At 51.8% G+C, this 15,943-nt stretch carries 14 protein-coding genes; 3 read left to right on the top strand and 11 right to left on the bottom strand.

Annotation, left to right across the window (positions count from 1 at the left end):
- The first annotated feature begins 60 nt into the window (after positions 1-60).
- From smrA to ACNRUY_RS22440, 3 genes are all read left to right on the top strand, one after another.
- On the top strand, positions 61-657 hold the full coding sequence (smrA, locus tag ACNRUY_RS22450) for a DNA endonuclease SmrA (RefSeq protein ID WP_488113899.1): 597 nt from the start codon (positions 61-63) through the stop codon (positions 655-657).
- 169 nt (positions 658-826) lie between these two features.
- The gene (locus ACNRUY_RS22445) at positions 827-2,065 is read left to right on the top strand and encodes a hypothetical protein (protein WP_488113898.1); all 1,239 of its coding nucleotides are present in this window, start codon (positions 827-829) and stop codon (positions 2,063-2,065) included.
- 299 nt (positions 2,066-2,364) lie between these two features.
- On the top strand, positions 2,365-3,684 hold the full coding sequence (locus ACNRUY_RS22440; protein ID WP_488113897.1) for an anaerobic C4-dicarboxylate transporter: 1,320 nt from the start codon (positions 2,365-2,367) through the stop codon (positions 3,682-3,684).
- A 201-nt stretch (positions 3,685-3,885) separates the two neighbouring features.
- Here ACNRUY_RS22440 and ACNRUY_RS22435 read toward each other — a convergent pair whose 3' ends face one another.
- From ACNRUY_RS22435 to ACNRUY_RS22385, 11 genes are all read right to left on the bottom strand, one after another.
- Positions 3,886-4,770, bottom strand: coding sequence for a hypothetical protein (locus ACNRUY_RS22435; protein ID WP_488113896.1), 885 nt, complete (start codon positions 4,768-4,770; stop codon positions 3,886-3,888).
- 241 nt (positions 4,771-5,011) lie between these two features.
- Positions 5,012-5,887, bottom strand: coding sequence for an SDR family oxidoreductase (locus ACNRUY_RS22430; protein WP_488113895.1), 876 nt, complete (start codon positions 5,885-5,887; stop codon positions 5,012-5,014).
- A 106-nt stretch (positions 5,888-5,993) separates the two neighbouring features.
- The gene (locus ACNRUY_RS22425; protein ID WP_488113894.1) at positions 5,994-7,142 is read right to left on the bottom strand and encodes an acetyl-CoA C-acetyltransferase; all 1,149 of its coding nucleotides are present in this window, start codon (positions 7,140-7,142) and stop codon (positions 5,994-5,996) included.
- Positions 7,143-7,195: 53 nt separating this feature from the next.
- Entirely contained in the window at positions 7,196-8,278 is a 1,083-nt protein-coding gene (locus ACNRUY_RS22420) for an acyl-CoA dehydrogenase family protein (RefSeq protein WP_488113893.1), read from the bottom strand.
- Positions 8,279-8,289: 11 nt separating this feature from the next.
- A complete protein-coding gene (locus ACNRUY_RS22415) occupies positions 8,290-9,456 on the bottom strand; it encodes an acyl-CoA dehydrogenase family protein (protein ID WP_488113892.1) in 1,167 nt (388 codons plus the stop codon).
- Between the two features lies 1 nt (position 9,457).
- The gene (locus ACNRUY_RS22410; RefSeq protein ID WP_488113891.1) at positions 9,458-10,270 is read right to left on the bottom strand and encodes an enoyl-CoA hydratase family protein; all 813 of its coding nucleotides are present in this window, start codon (positions 10,268-10,270) and stop codon (positions 9,458-9,460) included.
- 142 nt (positions 10,271-10,412) lie between these two features.
- Positions 10,413-11,498, bottom strand: coding sequence for an NAD(P)H-dependent flavin oxidoreductase (locus ACNRUY_RS22405; RefSeq protein ID WP_488113890.1), 1,086 nt, complete (start codon positions 11,496-11,498; stop codon positions 10,413-10,415).
- On the bottom strand, positions 11,498-12,424 hold the full coding sequence (locus tag ACNRUY_RS22400; protein WP_488113889.1) for an enoyl-CoA hydratase: 927 nt from the start codon (positions 12,422-12,424) through the stop codon (positions 11,498-11,500). Before ACNRUY_RS22400 ends, ACNRUY_RS22405 begins: the two co-directional genes overlap by 1 nt.
- 202 nt (positions 12,425-12,626) lie before the next feature.
- The gene (locus ACNRUY_RS22395) at positions 12,627-13,463 is read right to left on the bottom strand and encodes a CoA-transferase subunit beta (protein WP_488113888.1); all 837 of its coding nucleotides are present in this window, start codon (positions 13,461-13,463) and stop codon (positions 12,627-12,629) included.
- Positions 13,464-13,479: 16 nt separating this feature from the next.
- Entirely contained in the window at positions 13,480-14,373 is an 894-nt protein-coding gene (locus tag ACNRUY_RS22390) for a CoA transferase subunit A (RefSeq protein WP_488113887.1), read from the bottom strand.
- A 47-nt stretch (positions 14,374-14,420) separates the two neighbouring features.
- Positions 14,421-15,317, bottom strand: coding sequence for a VOC family protein (locus ACNRUY_RS22385; RefSeq protein WP_488113886.1), 897 nt, complete (start codon positions 15,315-15,317; stop codon positions 14,421-14,423).
- Positions 15,318-15,943: the final 626 nt, after the last annotated feature.

The following is a 15,943-nucleotide window of genomic DNA, read 5'->3' as shown; positions in this document are numbered from 1 at the left end:
ACCTGAGCTTTGAATTCAGGTGCATGACGCTTCCTTTTTCTGACTGTCATTTTCCCCTCCTTGAAAGGGCATCATACAGTCGAAAAACTTAACTTAGCCAGTGGTCCAGTTTTTGGGGTCCACTATACTCTGAAAACCAGACCCCGGGCACATACCCGGAAAGCTCCAGGCATCACCCCAGGGCAACAGGCCCGCAAGTCTGCGGCACAGGAAACCTTTACCGACCCGAACTTTCTCTCACTGCTCAACCCCAGAATGGTCAAGCCCCATGACTTTCTGGTATGGAAGCGGGAAGGCGTCCAGGAAGGGGTGTTCAAAAAACTCCGCCTGGGCAAATACGAACTGGAAGCCCGCCTTGACCTGCACCAGAAAAGTGCCCGGGAAGCACGGGAGGAGGTGTTCAATTTTATCAATGACTGCAGAGAGCACGAACTGCGTACCGTACTCATTGCCCATGGACGCGGTGAACGCAGCACTCCCCCGGCGCGGCTTAAAAGCTACCTGTATACCTGGCTGCCCCAACTGGAAGCCGTTCTGGCTTTTCATAGCGCCCTGAAAATCCATGGAGGCACCGGCGCCCTTTATGTACTGCTGAGAAAGAGCGAGCGGGAAAAACTGGAAAACCGCGAGCGTCATGCCAGAAGAAATGGCCCGTAATTCTTTCAGGCCCAGTGATTCTTTCAGATAATATCAAACCTTTAAAATCACAGATTCCTGCAACAAAGTGATAAAAGAGGGGCCACCTAGATAGACTGGTTATTTGTCAGATGTCGTGCCTTCAGCTAGATATAACCCAGTTATTAATCCCCTCTGCAGGTAATAAACAATGGCGTTATGTATCAAGCCCTCTTCGTTGTTTTTAAGGTTATTGGCGCTCATTTTTGTGTTTCAGGCTTCTCTGGCGCTAGCCGCTCCATCCAAGCAAACATTGATCACAAACCCGGAAAAACAATCAGGATCCCGCCATACGATATACATTGATGATACTGTAACATCAGAAGCAGATACCGCTTCAGCTGAAACAGCTACCCCTCATACACAAACGACCTTTTATGTTGATCTTGATGTACTTCCAGAAGGACATCCTGATCTTGAGGAGCTTCAACACATAAACCATCAACATACAGAAGCTCCACCCGAGGGCGACGACAGCCCATTAAACCTCCATCAAGTTTATGCAACTGTCGAAACTGAGGCAGTTGTTTATATCCCAGGTGTTCCACTCAGGTTGGTCCCAGCAGGCACAACAGTCCAAGGTATTGACACCCTTCCAAATAGCAACATTCAAGTGCACTTAATTACTCCTGACGAGAATCTAGTAACGGTTTTATACACCCTCACAGAAAGTGGTCAATTAGCGTATACAATTGATGGTCAATTGCCAAATGGTACCCCATATCACTTAACTCCCAAAGAAGCATTAACAGAAGAAGATCAGAACAAGCTGGATCAATTGAAACAACATCGAGAAGAGCAAGAAGAAAACAAGGAAGATCCTGAAAATACCGACAACTCTACCGCAGATAATTCAGGTGGAGATACAGATAGAACACAAGCCCCTGAAACTGAAGAGGCCGAAAGAAATAAAGAATCTGAAGTTCCAGATGATAGAACAGATAGCACAACTGGCGGTGAAGAGGAACAAGACGCAACCGCCGAAAATGCTGATTTACCTATTGAACCAGCTTCCCTGCCCCCAGAGGGAGAGCAACAAGAAGTGCAATCTCCCGCTATACCAGACCATAATGAAGATAAACAAAAGCCAGACACGACTAATACGGCTTCTGGAAAAAAAGCTGATGCGATAGAGGAAAAGAAGGAAGCCATTAAACCGGATACAGAAGGAAAAAGCCAAGCTGAAGGTATGAGTGACGAAAATCCAACTCAAGAGTTAACAGATCACATGCAAACAGTTACTGTAACTGAGGCTGGAGCTGGTAATAACACATCTGGAAATAAAGACGAGAAGCAGCCAGAAGACCAACAAACTTACAGTGCTGAACCAGTTGTCCTCACTGATAACAGTGCACAGAGTAGCCTGTCAACTCAAACTCAGGGTAAATAAGCCCCCCATTAAGCCTCCCGGAATACCACCGGGAGGCTTTTAAAAAAACACCCTATAAAGTTAAAAAAGACACAAAACAAACCTACTCAACAAATAGAAACAAAACAAAACAGAACCAGCAAAAGTAATAACCACTACAACGACCCACAATAGCGAAACACTGGTGAACAAATAATCTTTTATTGATTTACATCAGCATTGGTCTATTTAATTATTGATGCGCGTCAACAAACCGTAAAGAGAATTGTAAGACCATCTGCTCTCCCAAAATTTCTCGCCGCTTCCAAATGGAGCTTACTATGCTTGTTTTTCAGTTTCTTTTCCTGCTGCTGATGCTATACGTCGGTAGCCGTAAAGGAGGGATTGGTCTCGGGGTTGTCTCGGGCATCGGTCTGGTCATCGAAGTCTTTATTTTCAGAATGACACCCACCACCCCTCCCGTCACCGTCATGCTGATCATTCTCGCGGTGGTGACCTGTGCCTCCATTCTGGAAGCCGCCGGAGGCCTGAAGTATATGCTTCAGGTGGCGGAAAAAATCCTCAGAAAAAACCCGAAACACGTCACACTGCTGGGTCCACTGGTCACCTACGCCATGACCTTTATGCTGGGTACCGGTCACTCCGTTTACTCCGTAATGCCCATTATTGGTGACGTTGCCCTGAAAAACCGCATCCGGCCAGAGCGTCCAATGGCAGCGGCTTCAGTGGCATCCCAGCTGGCCATCACCGCCAGCCCTCTTTCCGCTGCAGTGGTTTATTACCTGGCACAGCTGAGTGATATCAACACCAGCATCACTTTGACCAGCATTCTGGGAGTGACCATTCCAGCAACCCTGCTTGGAACCGTCATTCTTTCCCTGTACAGCATGCGCCGCGGTGTTGAGCTGGAAGACGATCCGGAATACCAGGCCAGAATGGCAGACCCTGTGCAGCGCAAGCAGATTGAAGAAACCACAGCTACCAGCCTGGATGAAGAGCTGCCCGCCTCAGCCCGTCATTCCGTTTACCTGTTTGTTGCCGGGATTGCTACCATTGTTCTGGTGGCCATGGTACCGGAAATCCGCACCATCGGTGAAAAAGCCATTAAGATGAGCGTGATTATCCAGATGATGATGCTGGCCTTTGGTGGCTTGATTCTGCTGCTGACCAATACACCGGTTAAAAAGGTACCGGAAGGGGTGGTTTTCAAATCCGGTCTGGTGGCCGCTATTGCCATCTTCGGTATTGCCTGGATGAGTGATACCTATTTCCAGCACGCCATGCCAGTCTTCCAGACCACTATTAAGGAAATGGTAACCCAGCACCCCTGGACCATCGCCTTTGCCATGTTCATCGTTTCTGTAGTAGTTAACAGCCAGGCGGCCACTGCCCGGATGATGCTGCCAGTGGCCCTGGGCCTGGGCCTGTCCCCTCAGCTGCTGATTGCCATTATGCCTTCCGTTTATGGGTACTTCTTTATCCCGAACTACCCATCGGATATTGCCACCTGCAATTTCGACAGCACCGGCACCACAAAAATCGGAAAATACTATTTTAACCACAGCTTTATGATGCCCGGTTTGATCGGTGTTGTCTCTGCCTGTGGTATCGGTTACGTATTGGCTTATATCATTATTTAAATCACTTAGACGCTGCCTTCACCCTGACTCCAAAAGGAACTCAGGGTGAGGCAACCGGCACCAGTCCCAGTCAGGTAATTCAAAATCTATAAAATGGCAAAGGGATACAAAAAAAATAATCAATATCTTAAATCAGAAAACCATCTTAAGGGTCAAAAGGAAACTGCCACTCAATTTAGTCCCAACCACAACCTCATCCATTTAATACTCATAACTGTCACTGCGAACCAGAACCTCACGAGGCATATAAGCTGGCTGCTGCCGTTCATGAATCTGCGGCTTTATTTCATACAATCGGCTCTGCTCTCGAAGTTCGGAAAGGCTATAACTGTACTCTGGGGTTAGGTCACAACCAACAACAGCATGAATAGCCTGCGTATTACGATTAACGGCAATGACTCGATCATGAAATTTAAATGAAAACGGTTTTCCATTCAGAGGAGATGATAGCTGATGGTATCGCTGAAAAAGGTCAAACTCACCCTGGGATTTAATGAATCGAATGCGAGTAAAATGATCCCCCATACCACCAGGCCTTTCCTTTGTAAAATGAGGATAAGGTTGAGTTAATCGATTAACCATTCTTTTCGATTTCCCTTTTCTCATTCTTGGAAAGATGCTGCCATCACAATCTTCAATGGTATTCTCAACTCCACCATTCACAACTCGATGCCTTTCTTTCAGCCTTACACTTATATTCGAAGTAGTCACCTTTGACTTTTCTTTTTCATACTCTTCTCTTACTTTTTCCATAGCCTGCAGCACTGCATTTTTTTGTTTCGCTAACCTTTTGGTTGGATTAGGGGAACTAATGGATATTTCAGCAACATAAAACTCCTGCTTATTATCAGTCTCAACCTCTTCATTCTCAGCACCATCCAAAACCACAGGACAACATAACTTTGAGACAGATCTTTGATTAACAGGCTTGATAGAATCAGATTCTAAGCTCTCTTTACCCCAAAAAAAGGAAAAGGGATCAACTTTAGTAACCAGACCAAACAAAGCATTTCCAAAATGCTCACAGGAATGATTTATCGGAACATACTTAAAACTCAAGAAAACAGCATTAGTCTTGAAATCCATTTCGCCCCCTATAAACCATCATCCAGAATTTCAAAAATAATAAACCATCAGCGTGTAAACACCAGCACTTGTTATCAATACTGCATCATTGTGTTAGGCATTATAACGTTGCCAGCCTCTACGGCTTGAGGCTGGCATAGAATCAATTGGATGACCGGTAGGAATGGGGCTGTGGAGGATCCCCTTTCATAACCGTCTGGCAGAGGTTGACCGGCGTATTGCTGGAAAGCCTTTCGCAGGCCTAACTGCCATAAACCTTTTGGGCCGGTACCGCTTCCGCCATCAAATCAGCGACAGCCTCACCCACCTCAGCCGGCTCCCAGCGACTGCCTTTATCTTTTTCCGGCCCTCTTCGCCAGCCGTCGCCAATGGAGATCTTGCCCCCTTCCACTTCAAACAAACGACCAGTGACGTTGGTAGACTGCTCAGAACCCAGCCAGACCACCAGGGGGGCCACATTTTCCGGTGCAAAGAAATCAAAGCCCTGTTCCGGCCTCTTCATCACATCTGCAAAGACCTCTTCGGTCATGCCGGTACGGGCCGCAGGTGCCAGCCCGTTGGCAGTGATGCCATAGCGTGCCAGTTCAGCAGCCTGCACCAGAGTAAGGGAGGCAATACCACCCTTGGCAGCGGCATAATTGGACTGGCCAATGGAGCCCTGCAACCCGGCACCGGAGCTGGTGTTAATAATCCGGGCATTAACGTCCTTTCCACCCTTGGATTGTTCCCGCCAGTATTTAACAGCGTGACTGCTGATACAGAAATGCCCCTTCAGGTGCACTGACATCACTGCATCCCAGTCCGACTCCGAGAGGCTGGCAAACATTCGGTCCCGGCAAATCCCGGCATTATTTACCACCACATGCAGGTCGCCCCAGGTATCAATGGCCTGCCTGACAATCAATGCAGACTCTTCGTAATCGGTAATATCGTTGGTGTTGGCAACTGCCTGCCCACCACTGGCTTCAATGGTTTCAACAACGGCCACTGCCGCCTTCTCATTGATATCATTGACCACCACTTTGGCGCCTTCAGCGGCAAAGGCTAGCGCATACGCCCTGCCAAGCCCCCCACCGGCACCGGTGATAATCACAACACGATCTTCACAAACTGCCATCAAACTATCCCCTGATTTTCTTATTTCTCTTATAGACACATCCATGCAAACACCCATAGGGCGTATAAGCATAGGCGCCAGGCTTTTCCGGTTTCACGACGGCCTCTCAAAGCCGCTCAATAATGGTCACGTTGGCCTGACCGCCCCCCTCACACATGGTCTGTAAACCATAGCGCCCACCGGTTCGCTCAAGCTCATGAAGCAAGGTGGTCATCAGCTTTGTCCCGGTGGCTCCAAGGGGGTGCCCCAGGGCAATTGCTCCACCATTGACGTTCGTCTGGTCGTGGGGATAACCGGTTTCTTTAAGCCAGGCCATGGCCACTGAGGCAAAGGCTTCATTGATTTCCACCCGGTCAATCTGATCCAGGGTCATACCGGCTTTCTTCAGCGCATATTCCGTTGCAGGTATGGGGGCTGTCAGCATCCAGATGGGATCAGCGGCCCGAACACTCATATGGTGAATCCGCGCCCTGGGTGTCAGGTTGTATTTTTTCAACGCCGCCTCAGAAACCACCAGAATAGCCGAAGAGCCATCGCAGGTCTGACTGGAGACCGCAGCGGTCACTTTTTCGCAGCCAAACAGAAAATCCAGTTCCGCCATTTTTTCAAGAGAGGACTGGCGCGGTGTCTCATCCATAACCACCCCCTCTAAAGGGATGATCTCTCGATCAAACCGTCCTTCTTCAATTGCAGCCAGCGCCCGACGGTGAGATTCCAGGGAAAATGTCTCCAGCGCTTCCCGGGAGAAGCCCCACTTGTCGGCAATCATCTGGGCAGATTTGAACTGTGTGGGCGGCTCGGCCCCATAACGCTCTACCCAGCCTTTGGAACCGGAAAAGGGGTCTGAAAACCCAAGGGGTTCGGCTGCCATCATGGCCGAGGAGATGGGAATCTGGGTCATGGTCTGAACACCCCCGGCAACCACCACGTCCTGGGTGCCGCTCATCACCGCCTGGGCAGCAAAATGAACCGCCTGCTGTGAGGAGCCACACTGGCGGTCAATGGTCGTTCCCGGCACCGCTTCCGAAAGCCCTGCTGCCAGCCAGCTGGTTCGGGCAATATCGCCAGCCAGAGGACCAATAGTATCCACACAGCCAAAAATAACATCGTCGTATTCATCATCGGGAATGGCATTGCGATCCACAATGGCCCTCAATACATGAGCCCCCAGATCAGCACCATGAAGATGGGCCAGGCCTCCCTTACGACGCCCGGTTGGGGAACGGACCGCATCAACAATATAAGCTTCAGGCATTGTTATTCTTCCTTTCTACCCTTCTCTACGACTATGGCTTGCCAGCGGGTGGCTTAATTGACAGTGTGACAGGATGTGGCTTGAAAAGTACTGCCAGCCCCCAGGGGCGCATCATCCGCCAGAATAAACTGTTGAACCCGTTGCTTGTGAAATCCCTGACTCCCATAGGACGCCACCAGGGCCCAGGCCCGCTTCATAAAAATCTGCAGATCCACTTCCCAGGTATACCCCATGGCACCATGGGATTGGATGGCATTTTTCGCTGCCAGCTTTGCCGCCTCGGAACAGGCCAACTTGGCATGGGAAACATCCCGGGAACGGTTTACCTCCCCCTGGGCTACAGCGTAAGCGGCCCGATACAGGGGCGACTTGGCGAACTCAATCTGGACAGCCACATTGGCCATCAGGTGCTTAACCGCCTGGAAAGAGCCCACCGGCTTGCCAAACTGTTTTCGCTCATAGGTGTAATCCACCGCCAGGTCCACCATCCTGCGGGCCAGTCCCAACTGCTGGGCGGCAATGGCCAGAGCTCCCCGGTCCAGGGCATCTGTCCAGAGCTGCTGACCGGATTCTGCATCTGCCACCCGGGTCACTTCTGAAGGTGCCCACTGGACACTGAATAATTGACGACTGGGGTCAACAGACTCATTGGCCGTCAGCCTGACCTGGGCGGCAGGAACTGCATGCACCTCATGGCCATTGGCCAGAATCAGCAGATCCGCCACATGGGCATCCGCCACCAGAGGGTTTGCAGGATGGCCAATGGCCACCCGGGCTTCTCCACTGGCAATACGCCCAAGCCACTCCTGCTTGAAATCACGCTGGTCATCATCGAGCGCGTTCAGTAGCGGAGTGGTTACCATGACCGTTTCCACCAGGGATTCCGGCAACGCCGTGTAACCACACTCCTCGGCCAACAAGACGAAATCGAGCTCATTCATGCCCAGGCCACCACAGGTCTCTGGTACCGTCATGGCCGTCAATCCCAGTTCCGCCAGCTGCCCCCAGAGCTCACTGGATCGCCCTGACTCACTTTCCCAGAGCTCACGAATTCTTTCAGGAGTGATTTCATTGGTCAGGAATGATTTCACACTGTCGTGAAACATCAACTGATCTTCAGTAAAGGTAAAATTCATTGGCTGCTCCCTCAGGCCCTGGGCATGCCCAGCATGCGCTCGGCAATAATATTGCGTTGAATTTCGTTAGTGCCTGCATAAATAGGCCCAGCCTGGGAAAACAGGAACCCATCCAGCCATTTTCCCACCTCCCCGGCATCCGGGGCATGGGGCCAGAGCTCCGCACGGGCCCCGAGTATACTCATGGCAGTGTCGTGCATGTTCTGGTCCAGTTCAGACCAGAAAATCTTGTTAGTGGACGACTCTGGACCGATTTTCCCCCCCTGCACCAGCCTGGACGCAGTCATATAGGTATTCAGGGTGTAGGCTTCTGCATCCATCCAGGCCTTCATAACCGCGTCCCCAACCGCTGGATCACTGTCCGCTGCTTCACGGTTTGCCTTGTAGAGTTCCACCAGCCTTCTTGCCGTTTCCTGGAAACGGGCCGGAGAACGGAGCATTAACCCTCTTTCAAAACCGGCAGTAGACATGGCCACATGCCAGCCCATCCCTTCTCCACCCAAGCCATTTTCAACCGGCACCTTGACGTTATCGAAGAATATTTCGGCAAAACCCGGCAGGCCATCCAGCTGGGGGATCGGGCGAACCGTTACGCCTTCGGCATCCAGGGGGACCAGAATAAAAGTCAGCCCCTTGTGACGGCTGGACTGTGGATCTGTGCGGAAAATACCGAAGGTCCAGTCCGCCCACACCGCCCGGGTGGACCAGGTCTTCTGACCATTAATAATGTAATGATCCCCAACCCGCTCGGCTTTCGAACGAATCGCCGCCATATCCGACCCCGCCCCGGGCTCTGACCAGCCCTGGGCCCATACCTCTTCCCCTGTGGCCATTTTTGGCAGGAAGCGGGCCTTCTGTTGCTCGGTGCCATACTCCATCAGTGTCGGCCCCAGCAGGAAGATGCCATTCTGGTTTACCCGGGCAGGCGCCCCGGAGCGATAATACTCTTCTTCAAAAATCAGCCATTCAATCAGGTCGCAACCCCGCCCCCCCAAGGCTTCGGGCCAGGTGACCATGCCCCAGCGGCCATCGTTCAACTGAGCTTCCCACTGCCGGTGCTGAAGAAAACCGGCTTCGGTATCAAACGACTGCAGAGGCCGGTCAGGAACATTCTGTTCAAGCCAGCTGCGCACCTCCTGACGGAAAGCTTTCTGGCTGTCGGTATAACTGAGATCCATGTTACGCCTCCACTTTTTTTCCGGGAGCTTTTTCCGAGCTCACCTCCGCCGATGCTGAACCATCAAACACGGCCCCCCGTTTCTCAACAAAAGAGTCCCGGGCTTCCTGTGAGTCGGGTGACGTATAAGCCTCCAGGGTAAAACCCTGCTCCCATCGATATTTTGCTTCCAGGCTGCCATCTTCGATGCCGGTTAAGGCCTCTTTGGCCAACTGGATCATTTTCGGGCTTTTCCGTGCAATCTTTTCAGCCATTTCCCGGGCGGTAGCCAGTAACTGCTCTTTTGGCACCACCCGCTCAACGGCCCCCAGGCGATAGGCTTCATGGGCATCAATCATATCGCCAGTAAAGTACATGTAACGGACCTTCTGGACCGGAAACATTCGTTGCAGGTGTGCCCCTCCCCCCATAGCTCCCCGGTCCACTTCCGGCACGCCAAAGCGGGCACACTCAGAGGCAATAATGATGTCCGCTGCCCCGGAAATACCAATTCCTCCTCCCAGCACAAAGCCATGAACGGCAACAATCACCGGCTTGGGATTCAAATGAATGGATTCAAAGGTGTCATAATTGCCCTTATTCACCTTTACAATCAGGCTGCCGTCTTCCGCCAGCTCCTTGATATCCACTCCGGCACAGAACCCCCGCCCCCTGGCGGCTACGATAATCACCCTCACCTGGTCGTTTTTACCAAGTGCCTCTATTTCTGCGGCAATATCTGCCCACCCCTGGCTGGTAAAGGCGTTAACCGGCGGGTGATCAAAAACCAGCTCGGCAATGCCCTGGTCAATGGATACGTTAAATGGTCTGGTCATTATTGTTTTTAACCCTTTTTTACTGTGAAAATGCCGAGTTTTGGAGTCTTCAGGTATTTTCAGTTTTCGCTGCCAACGGCATTTCCCGCTCATGGCTGTGTGCTACGACACACTGATCCGTCAGGCCGGCTTTCGGTGTTTCTCAAGCCACCGCTTCGGCAATGCTCTGTTCAACTTTCTTGATCTGCTGCAACCGGGCCAGCTGTTTGTCTGATTCTTTCATAATGCCCTGTATCAGCTCTTCACAACTGAGCAGACAGTCAATGGCTCCTGCTATCTGACCTGCGGGAAGCACTCCTTCCGCGGGTCGCCCCTCCACCATCGCTTTCTGAATCACCATGGGTGCGTTCGCGGCCATGATGGTCTGGGCTGCCGTCATCTGGCCTTCCCCTTTCATCTGGACAGCTGTTTTCAACAGAGTCGCCAGTGACATGCCGGTATGCTTTCTGAAGGCCAGCCCGTTGCTCACCGCCAGAAGCAGTCGCCTGAGGGGGCCTGCCCGCTCCAGCTCCGCCAGAAACTCATTGGTGATCATCCGCTGGGGCATGCCATCAATGGCCCGGCTGACAATAATGCGGGCCGGGTTCTGGGCATCTACGTAGCGCTGCAGCGTGGCTGCCGGAACCGGACTGTCTTTGGTCATCAGAAAACGGGTCCCCATGGCAATGCCCTCAGCCCCGTAAGCCAGGGCAGACACCAGCCCTCGACCGTCCTTAAAGCCACCGGCTGCAACCACTGGAACATCCAGGGCATCCACGACCTGGGGCAAAAGGATAGAGGTGGGTACTGAGCCCGTATGACCACCGCCCTCTCCTCCCTGGACGGTGACTGCATCGGCTCCCATTTCTACCGCTTTGACCGCATGCTTGAGTGCCCCTACCGTCGGAATACAAACGACACCGGCCCCCTTAAGCTGAGCAATCATCTGTTTTCCCGGAGAGCGGCTGTAACTCACTGCACGAACTCCGTGGCGCACCACCATATCGACAATATCAGCGGCATTGGCCTGATACATATGGAAGTTCACACCAAAAGGTTTATCCGTCAACTTCCGGGTTTCCACAATGGCGGCTTCCATCTCCTCCGGAGGAATGGTGGCCCCCGCCAGAAAACCAAACCCACCGGCATTGCAGGTGGCGGCAACCAGTTTTGGGTCGGCTACCCAGCCCATGGCCGTCTGGATAATAGGGTAACGGCATCCCAGTAATTGAGTCAGGCGGGTTTCCATTATGCCTCCGCCTTCTTTTTATGGGTTTCACCACCCGCTTTCCTCTGGGAAGCAGCCATGGATTTACCATCAAAGCCTGCCAGGCGATCTCCGGAGACCAGATCATTATGGGAGTGGGCAAAATGATGAAGGCCAAACACCATGTCCATGGTGGTACGCTTCCCCATCAGGTCTTCCGCATTATTCACCGCCTGCTTGGTTAATTGCAGCCCAAGCCGTGGCATTTTGGCAATACGACTGGCAATGGCCAGGGTCTCTTCTTCCAGGGTTTCCCGGCTCACCACCTTATTCAGCATGCCCATCTGATAAGCACGCTCTGCGGGCATCCGCTCCCCCAGAAACAGGAACTCTTTGGCAATTCGGGGATTCAGCTCATGGGCATGGGCAAAGTACTCCACTCCCGGAATGCCCATTCTGACGACAGGGTCTGCATAAAAAGAGTCCTCTGTGGCAATGATCAGGTCACAGACCCAGGCCAGCATCAGCCCTCCGGCAATACAGGCTCCCTGTACCATGGCAATGGTGGGCTTGGGAATCTCCCGCCAGCGTCGGCACATGCCCAGATAGACTTCCTGCTCCCGGGCATACAGAAACTCTCCACCGGGCTTGTTCGTGTGGTCATACCACAGGCTGGCCCGGTCAAACGTCTGGTCCACATCCCGCCCTGGAGTCCCGATATCATGGCCAGCGGAAAAATGTTTACCGGCACCGGCCAGAACAATCACCTTGACATCATCGTCATCGCTGGCTTTTTTAAAGGCCGCATCCAGCGCATAGGTCATTTTTGAATTCTGGGCGTTATTGTACTCAGGGCGATTCATGGTCACGATGGCTACGTCATCACGAACTTCATAGAGAACCACTTCCTGGCCTTCACTGCTGCCTGTCCCGGAGTGGGCGGCGCTCTCGTGCTTTTTATCTGTCATCGTCGATCCTGCTGTTTTTATTTTGCCGTCACCGGGAGCAGGAGGCTGTCTGGCTTATGCTTTCGAGCATAAAATTCAGTAGAACGAGTCAAATTATTCGATGGATTCGTGCGAATAGTTAACCTATTTAATCGAATGCATCGGATAATTTGGCCGTTCTTTCTGGGTTTTAGGCCGAAATAGTCGTAAGCCCGACAGCCTCCTATCCTCTACGATCACCCGGGGGGTTATCCTTCAACTGCTTTGACCGGAGGTTATGGGGGTCCAGCTGACGGATCACATCCAGCTGTGCCTCTGTTGGGGCAACGGTCGTTTTAATGTCGCCCTCGAGATAGAGTTCAAACCCGGTATTTTCCTGAACCTGCTCGACGGTGATACCGGGATGGGTGCTTAACAGGCGGAGCTGATGGTTGGGCCCACCCCAGTCAAGAACCCCCAGATCAGTAATCACCAGTCGTATATCAATGTCGTCCAGCTCATAGCCCCTGGGAAGCCGCTCCGGGTTATAACCAATGGAGGCCACAACATCACATTCGCCTTCCACAAATACCCGCCGGTTATGACTGGGCACAAAAAAACTGTTGGCATGACTGATGGAATTTCCCGGAAAGCCTCTCACCCCGAGCATCTGCACTTTGGGCTGCTCATAACGGCCACCCAGGGCTGAAATATTGGCCTGGCCAAAGCGGTCGATCTGGGTGGGGCCCACCATGGCGTGCCGCTTGCTGCTCCAGACATTGTCAAAAATGCGGGAAAAGCCCATCCAGGTTTCATTTTTCTGGACGAAACCCGCTTCCCGGTTACCAACAGGGTTGGGCTCCGACAGCAGCCAGGCTTCAGAATCCGTCATCATCAGGTCGGGATTAAAGGTTGTCATTGCCAGGCTGGCGGCCAGCCGGGGAATCAGGCCGATCCCGGTGGCCAGTACCTCACCGTCATGACGAAAAGCTTCTGCACCTGCGCAGATCATCAATTCCGCCAGGCTGTATTCTTTTGCTGCCACATTTTTTTTCACAGCAGCCGCTACCGGATCATTCATGGTCATCACTCCTTTATCAATAAACCGGCAACGGCAGTTGCTTGATGGCCTCAAGGCCGCCTACTCTGGCCTGATACTCTTCTTCTGTCAGGTTGCTGATAAATTTTTCGAAGTAAGCAGAAAACCCTGACTCTCCATTACCCCCGACGTTTTTTGCCGAAGCGTTGTACTCCTTGAAGTGAGCAACATCGAAGCCATACAGCGGTGCGCAGGAAGTGGGGTGGGCTCCTCCTGGCTGCAAGCAGACAGCACGGGTCATGGAGCGTTCCCAGAATACATAGCGGGACTCTTCCGGATCATTGAAATAGTCAGCATCCACCAGTTCGTCGCAGGTGACATAGGTTTTATCCGCAGCCCGGGCAAACCAGTCATCCATATAGTGGTCAGAGCCCTTGATCTGGCACACTCCACGCTCATCAGCCCGGTCCACATGGAGCAGCGACGCATCCAGCTTCAAGGCTGGCATGGCCACCCACTCCTTTTCGTCATAGGGGCTGTCAATCACCTTGATATCCGGGTTGTGACGTACAACATCGGTTCCCAGACCAATCCGGGTAGGGATATACGGGCAGCCCCAGGCTGCGGCACGCAATCCCAGCAGCATCATGCCTTCATCGATTTCCATCACCTCTACCTGGCCCTGCTGGCGGGCCTGGCGGAAATAAGGTTCCAGGGGAATAAAGTCCAGAGAGACAAAAGCAAACACCACCTTTTTGACTTTACCGGCCGCACAGAGCATGCCCACATCGGCACCGCCATAAGCGACTATCGTCAAATCCTTCAGGTCGGAACGGAGAATCTCCCGAACCAGTGCCATGGGTTTACGCCGGGGCCCCCAGCCTCCAATGCCGATGGTCATACCGTCCTGGAGTTCCCCGACGATATCTGCGGCGGTCATGCGTTTGTCCATTCAATACACCTTTGTTTTTTTCGCAATAGGCATCAGGGTTGTTCTTTTTACTTGAACCCGACACTGAAATCATGACCCCAGTGGCTGACCACAGTGCTTTCGAAAACTGTATGCTCCTCCCAGTCCATCACACGGCCACCACAACCGTATTCCATATCAAACCCCGATGGGGTTTTCATATAGAACGAGGTCATATCATCATTGGTGTGACGGCCGAGAGTAGCAGACAACTTCACGTCATGAGCAGTCATCCGATCCATGGCCCGCCCCACTTCATCCATATCACAGACCTCCAGCATCATATGGACACAGCCGCTGGGCACAGGTGCCTCAAAAATGGCCAGGGAGTGATGGCGGCCATTATTACAGTGCATGAAATGGAGGTTCTTTTCCGGCTCATTCAGATCATCGGTAAAGCGGACCTTCATCAGATCCGACAGACCAAACCCCATTACATCGGTGTAAAACGAGCGACAATGCTCGAATGAAGGGGTTGGGAGCACTACATGGCCCAGACCAAGGCCATCAGAAACAAACTGTTTCACCCCCACCGGAGAGATAAAGCGAGAGAAATCCTGCTGGGGCCCCCAGAAAATTTCATGGCGATTGCCATCGGGATCGGCAAACTTGATCAGAGCCTGTACTTTTCTGGCCCGGGCTTCGTCCTCAGAACCATAAACCACCTGAACATCCGCCTTTTCCAAATCCGCAACCGCTTCAGCAAAGGCTTCCGGGCCAGCCACTTCCCAGCCACTGACGCCGTATCGATCCTGATCGGATTTTTCCACCAGAATCCGGTAATTTCGGTCGTCCATTTTCAGATACAGGGTGCTGTCATCGGAATCATCGGTCAGCATCATGCCCAGCACCTGGGTGCCGTATTGCCGCCACTGTTCCAGATCGGTTGACTCTGCAGTCACATAACCCAGTCCGCGAATATCCATAACAGGCCCTCATTCTTTTTATTATCCTTCCTGGGAGCCTGTCGGGTTCTCAACCATTCCGGCTAAAACCCAGGAAGAGCGGCACAACGCCTTCTCATCAATGTCAGTGATTAAAGCCGCTGGGGGAAGGGGAATCATCGTCCGATGGGACTAACGGACCAACCCCCTATCAGCAAAGAATTATACCTTTGGCACCGAGCCTCCACTTCTCCATTCTTGGTAACACCTTATGTCTATTGACACTGAATATAAGCAATTTAAACAACAGCCATAATAGACTCAAAAAAACAGAAATATTCAGATCAACAGCTTTAATGCATGTTCCTCTCTGGAAATTTATCAACAAACGTTTTAAAAAAATTAATTTTACAACCTTCAAAAACTCATTTCGACCCCGAACCGCCGGGCTTTTTAGGGCTCAAGCCATGTTTTTTTAAAGCATCAAGTACACTTTCTTTCTGACTATCTTTATAAGCTTTTGATTCAACAACAGATCTAAGGAAGGTGCGAACAACCCCAGCTATTTGATAAATTCATCTTTTGGGATCGCAAAAGCAGCCTAGCCCCTGCAATTTTTGGTGGATAATCCACCAAAAACTTACTTGAAAGTGGCAGGGTTTAACCAC

Source organism: Endozoicomonas sp. Z74 (assembly GCF_057680865.1).
This window is presented reverse-complemented; position numbering and strand designations above follow the sequence as displayed.